This window comes from Cyanobium sp. BA20m-p-22, assembly GCF_024346275.1.
Classification (GTDB): domain Bacteria; phylum Cyanobacteriota; class Cyanobacteriia; order PCC-6307; family Cyanobiaceae; genus Cyanobium_A.
Genome location: NZ_JAGQCQ010000270.1, coordinates 1 through 5,286, shown reverse-complemented (window position 1 = coordinate 5,286; position 5,286 = coordinate 1). Strand labels below are relative to the sequence as shown.

At 62.4% G+C, this 5,286-nt stretch carries 4 protein-coding genes; 1 reads left to right on the top strand and 3 read right to left on the bottom strand.

The window, feature by feature from the left end:
- The coding region (locus KBZ15_RS17870; protein ID WP_255016572.1) for a hypothetical protein at positions 1-667 on the top strand (667 nt) is incomplete at its 5' end.
- On the opposite strand, the gene KBZ15_RS17865 is transcribed toward KBZ15_RS17870, so the two are convergent.
- The 3 genes from KBZ15_RS17865 to KBZ15_RS17855 all read right to left on the bottom strand — a co-directional run.
- The gene (locus KBZ15_RS17865; RefSeq protein ID WP_255016571.1) at positions 661-1,491 is read right to left on the bottom strand and encodes a hypothetical protein; all 831 of its coding nucleotides are present in this window, start codon (positions 1,489-1,491) and stop codon (positions 661-663) included. The genes KBZ15_RS17870 and KBZ15_RS17865 overlap by 7 nt on opposite strands.
- Positions 1,488-3,434: a DUF1998 domain-containing protein gene (gene drmB, locus KBZ15_RS17860; protein WP_255016570.1), complete on the bottom strand. Its 1,947-nt coding sequence runs from the start codon at positions 3,432-3,434 to the stop codon at positions 1,488-1,490. The genes KBZ15_RS17865 and drmB overlap by 4 nt, the downstream gene beginning before the upstream one ends.
- A 5-nt stretch (positions 3,435-3,439) precedes the next feature.
- Positions 3,440-5,286 (bottom strand): helicase-related protein (locus tag KBZ15_RS17855; RefSeq protein WP_261357702.1); only part of this gene is annotated, 1,847 nt, incomplete at its 5' end.

The window sequence follows — 5,286 nt, the reverse complement described above, 5'->3', positions numbered from 1 at the left end:
CGTCGTGCAGCTGGCAGCGGAACGCACGGGCCTGGGTGAACGATGGCTCGCCATTCATCCCCCTGCCCCCGATGCCGGGCTGGCCCTGCAGGCCGAGGATCTCTCGCAGCTGCGGGAAGAGATGGCGATCTTGCAGGACCGCTTTGCGACACTCAGCGGCTCGATCGGGCCAGTGCTCAATCGCCTCAGCGATGACATCGAGAGCATTGGTATTCAGCTGCGGGAGCTGATGGTGATGCAGGCCCAGGCCAGCAAAGCCTCTCGTCAATCCGGCGGGGACAATCGCGTGGATGAGACCGCAGCGCTGGCGAGCGTGCAGGCCGCCTATCGGCAGCTGCAGGATCTGCGCTTTGCCATTGCTCAGGAGATGGGGCAGCTGGAGCCTGACTTCCGCTTTTACCACTGCATCGTGTATCGCGAGCTGATCGTGCAGGCCCTGCGGCAGCGTGTGGTGCGTGTGGAGCAGTTGGTGGATCTATCCCGTCAGACGATCTTGCAGAAAACATTGCGCAGTGGTGGCGACACCGATCTGGCAGCACGGCTGGTTGGCGAACAAACCCTGCGGTTTGGTGAGCGCATCCAAGCGATTCTGGATCGGATCATTTACCCCACCGAGGCTGTGGCGGTCGGTGATCTGGTGGGCCAAGAGGCGACAGATGGTCATTGAGCGCTCTCGAGGTGGGTTTCCTCGATAGGGACAAGTGCAGGCGGCTGCCGCTGGATGAGGCGATCAAAGTGCTGCCACACGGCGTCGGCACGGCCGCCGGATGGGAAGTGGATGCCGAGCTCGCAGTTATCGAGCTGGGCGCTGTCGCTGAGGTTGGCGCTGGTGACGAGCAGTTCGTCATCCGCAACGCAGCACTTCACGTGAAACACGGTTGGGCGCTCGCGGGATAGATCCAGAGAGCGTGGATCGAAAAAGCCGCGCGGCCGAGGCCGGTCTGGATCCCAGAGGTGCCTCCAGGTGTCGTGCACAAAGGCTTGGCGAAGCTGATCTGCCACCACCGTGCTCCCGCGCGGTCTCGGGATGTTGACCACCATGCGGGCGGCCAGTTCCGGGTTGGCCACCAGCCGCTGCTGCACGCGATCGAGCAGCTCGGCGATAAACCCGCCCCGCCAGAGATTGAAGGTGGTTATCAGCAACCGCTGCTGGCAACGCTCAACCATTTCGCGAATCAACACTGCCTGATCACGGGTGATGTCGCCCGCTCCCCCCTGAGGACCAGACCAAACCAGCTCCGCTTGGCCGTTGCCCTGGCCCCGGGGTTGCTCTAGCAGCAGCTGAATGGTGAGCTCAAGGCTGGCGTTGCTGCCCCCTCGCTGGCTCCAGTCACCTAGCCATGCCAGCAAGGCATGCCGTAGTTCAATCCGATCACTAGCGATCTGATGCTGGCTGAGGGCTGCCTCCCCAGGGGTTGCGGGCTGGGAACGCAGGCAAGTCGCCAGGCGCTGGAGTTCGCCGCTGGAGAGGGCCAGCAGGGGCTGGCTCATGGCAGCTCGGCAGGGAAGAAGGCGGCATCTGTCACATCCAGTGTGGGCACCACGAAGGCGCGATCGAGGAACTGGTTGCGCTGCTCACAGCTAGTTTCGGCGATCAGCAGGCAGCCGTGGCAAGCGGCACCGTGGCTATAGCGCTTCTCCAGATCATTCTCAGGATCGTGCATGGAGCAGAAGGGATCGTTGGAGCAGAGCCGGCCCCGCTCCAGTGCACCGGCCACCAAATGATCGATGCGATCGGCCAGCGTCACCAGGCCTCCGAGGGTGCCTTCTGAACCACTGCCGCTTGTGTAAAGCAGGATCCCGTAACCCTGGCCCGGGAAGCTGTAGATCCGCTCTTTGATGGCTGAGGCGCTGTAGCCGCACTCCAATGCTGCCGTGGTGATCAGCAGGTGAGAAAGGCTGTGGAGCATGAGGTATTCCTCGCCGGGCCACGAGAAGTCGTCTGGTTTTAGGCCATGATCTCGGTTCCAGTATTTGCAAGCTGTTCGGTGTTTGTCACTGTGCTTCTCGACGCCATCGCTATTACGCCAAGCCTGCAGGGTTGCTTCGCTGACTCCGAGGAATAGGCCTTCGCCGAAGTTCTCGATTCCAGGCACCCAATCGAGTTCCTTGTTGTTGATGTCAGCCCGTTTTGCACCAATGGCGTGCTGGTCGATCGGGTCGCCATCGACGCCCTTGACGATCGGCTCCAGCCTGGTGAAGCCAATCAGGGCCATCACCTCGCGGAGACGATGCACCTTGAGAACCCGGTCAAAGCGATCGGTGAACCAGCTCGGCTTCCCGGAGAGCGACATGATCTCGGCGTGGAAGGTGCTGCTTGGAGCGGATGATCCAAGGGCTGCAGACGGGGCATAGAGCGCCTTGATCTCCTGCAGCTTTAGCGCCGGTTGCTTCTCGGTGCGGCTGTCTTTGCTGCTGCCACGCACGGCTGAGAGCACAGCCATCACATCCGCCAGTTCTCGATCGCGTAGCCGAGTGGCGACCTTTTCGGGCATGAACTTAAGGGCTGCTTTGAGGTCGCTCTCGTCCTCGACTTTCTCAAAAAAGCTCAGGTTGGAGGTCAGGTGCTGCCGCAATGGATCCTCAGCTTCCGGTATTGAGATAGCTCCCACCATCTCCGGGAAGTAGGCATTGCTGGCCGACCGCACAAGCAGGCGGTTGTAGCGGGGTTTACCACTTTCATCCGAGCAGGCCAAGGCGTCGGTACTGAAGTTGCCGAGCCAGGGGCGATGGCCACGACACTGCCCCAGCATGGAAGCGCCGTTGTCTCCCTTGGTGCTGGCCAATGCTTGCCTTTTCTTGCACTTGGGGCAGCGCACGTAAATCTCGTTGAAGTCGTTGCCGGCTCCGGCCTCATCCAGCCAGAGATCTTCCTGGCAGCTGCTCCTAGCTCCGCCATGGGCAAAGCGATCCCAGTCGATGTCGCTGAGATGGCCGTTGGCGCAGCACTGAACGAAGCGCACGGGTACGACATCCAGGTCTTGTTTCGTGCCACCGGGTTCTCGCCAGGGCAGCCTGTCCTTGACCAAGCGTTCCTTAGGTACCAGCGGTCGGGTGCGGTACCGCTTGCCGGATTCATCGATGAAGGGAGGGAATGGATCCTTCTTAGGTTGGGCAATGAACCAAAGCGGGAACTGCGGTGAGCGGATGCCGCTGTTGCTTTTGAATTTCTGCGCAAAGTCTCCGTCTTCACTGGGAGGACGCTTGAGCAGCAGGGTGCCCACACCCAACAGGCCGCGCAGCTTGGCAATCAGCCTGGGCTCATCGATATAACAGCTGTCGTCGTCGCGGCTGTAATGCCAGAGATTGAGCCCACCTATCCCCACAGAGCGATCGGGAAGATCCACCATGGCGCCTGGTCCATAGGTGGTGATGAGCTGGCCGTGGCGCACTTCGCCAACCGGGTGATTGCTGGTGCCTCGTGATGTGGTCATGACAATCAACCTCGAGTGGTGTTCTGCATGTGGTCTTTGCGCAGCAGCGCGGAAGGCTCTACATCGCGCAGGCTGCGGTTGGCCTTGAATTGCTTCTCACGGTCGTCCTCAAGCTCCAGCAATTGGGGATCGAGCGGGGTGCGCAACAGCGGCGGCAGCACGCCGTCTTCCCGGCCGTATTCCATCCGTCCGTGGCGCTGGGCGATGGCACACCAGTCGTCAATAATGTGACGAACCTGCTCAGCCACTGTGTTGGCGTGAGCATCGGCCTCAGCGGGGGCCTGAACGAGGGCGATGGCCACCCGACGCCTGAGCGCCTCCGCCACGGCTTCTCGCACTTCCGCCAGAGCAGCCACATCACCGGCACGGTTCGACGGGGTGAGCTGATCGCTGAGGTGTCGCGCCAGGGCCACGGTGATGGCGGGCAGGCCCCGCTCCAGCGCACGCTCTGAGAAGGGTGTGACGCTGGTGGCCTCCACGTCGCGGTAGAAGACGTCGTGGCTGTAGGCGAAGTGCTCGTAATGAGAGCGATCGCGGGGGCGGTTGGGGTTGAGCAGCACCACCACCAGACCTGGCTTAGTGGACTCCCGGCCCACGCGACTGCTGGCCTGGATGTATTCGGCGGTGGTCTTGGGTTGGCCGAGCATCAACATCAGGCCCAGTCGGGTGATGTCGAGGCCCACTGAGATCATGTTGGTGGCCAGGGCCACATCCACGCGCTCCTTGTCGTCAAAGCTGCGGGCCAGGCGATCCTTGGTGGTGCTCACCTCGGTGGTGGACACCCTGGAGGTGAGCTCCAGGGGAATGTTGGCGATCTTGCGGTTGGCTGAGCGCTCAACCTTGGCGCCCAGGCGTTGACGCTCTCCGTGGGTGGCCAGCTGGGAGGTGAGCTCCTCTTCTATTAGGCGGCGGCTGATGCCCAGCTCCTTGATCGTGTTGAAGTAGCCCAGCAGGGTCATGTATGGATCCGCTGGGTTCGGACCTGGCTTCTCACTCCGTTTGCGCTGCTTCTCGGCGGCCTTCCAGGCCAGTTGGGCTCTGCTCATCAGGGCCAGCGAGGCGCGCAGCAGTAGGGCCTTAACGTTGCGGCCCGGGGCGCTGAGGCCCACATAGAGCCTTCCGGGCACCTGATCAACCGGCACTGTGACGGCAAAGAAGGAATCACGGCGATCGGGGCCTGGCGCGGGAAAGATTGAGGAGTCGTTGCGGCCAAACAGGGCGCGCATCTGCTCACTGGCGCGGCGTACGGTGGCAGTGGAAGCCACAATCTTGGGTCGCAGGCCATCGCGGCTGCAGAGCTCATCGATCACCGCCTCATAGAGGCCCGCCATGGAGCCGAGTGGGCCGGAGATCAGGTGCAGCTCGTCCTGAATCACCAGATCGGGGGGATCGAGCCGATCCGCCAGCCGCACGCCCTTGCTGGCGTCGTCGCCATCGGCAGGGCCGTAGAAGCCCTGGCCATCGAGCACATGGGTGGCCTTGCCGAACAACTTGCCGCAGCGACCTTCCCACGGCAGTGAAGCGAATTTGTCGACGGTGGCGATCAGGAACGCCGGCAGGCGGCGGTAGATCATGTCGTCGACGGCCACCAGCGGCAGGTGGTTGCGGCCGGTGGTGCCCTTGAAAGCGCAGCCGCGGTTGAGGCAGGCGACGCGCAGCTCTTCAGGGTTATCGGGATCAATCACGCCCTGACGCAGCAGTTTGAACACCCCGGCAGTGCTGCAGGGTTTGGGGTCGTTGAGGGAATGCTTGCCGAACTCAACGCCGCACCAGGGGCAGGTGTCGATCGGGATTGGCTTGATCGGGGTGTTGCCCCCGTTGTAGGCGCGTACTCGCAGTCGGGCGGTGCTTT

Bases quoted from the DNA above. Each gene is read 5' to 3' on its own strand.
- KBZ15_RS17865 (WP_255016571.1), bottom strand. From the start codon at position 1,491: ATGAGCCAGCCCCTGCTGGCCCTCTCCAGCGGCGAACTCCAGCGCCTG.
- drmB (WP_255016570.1), bottom strand. From the start codon at position 3,434: ATGACCACATCACGAGGCACCAGCAATCACCCGGTTGGCGAAGTGCGC.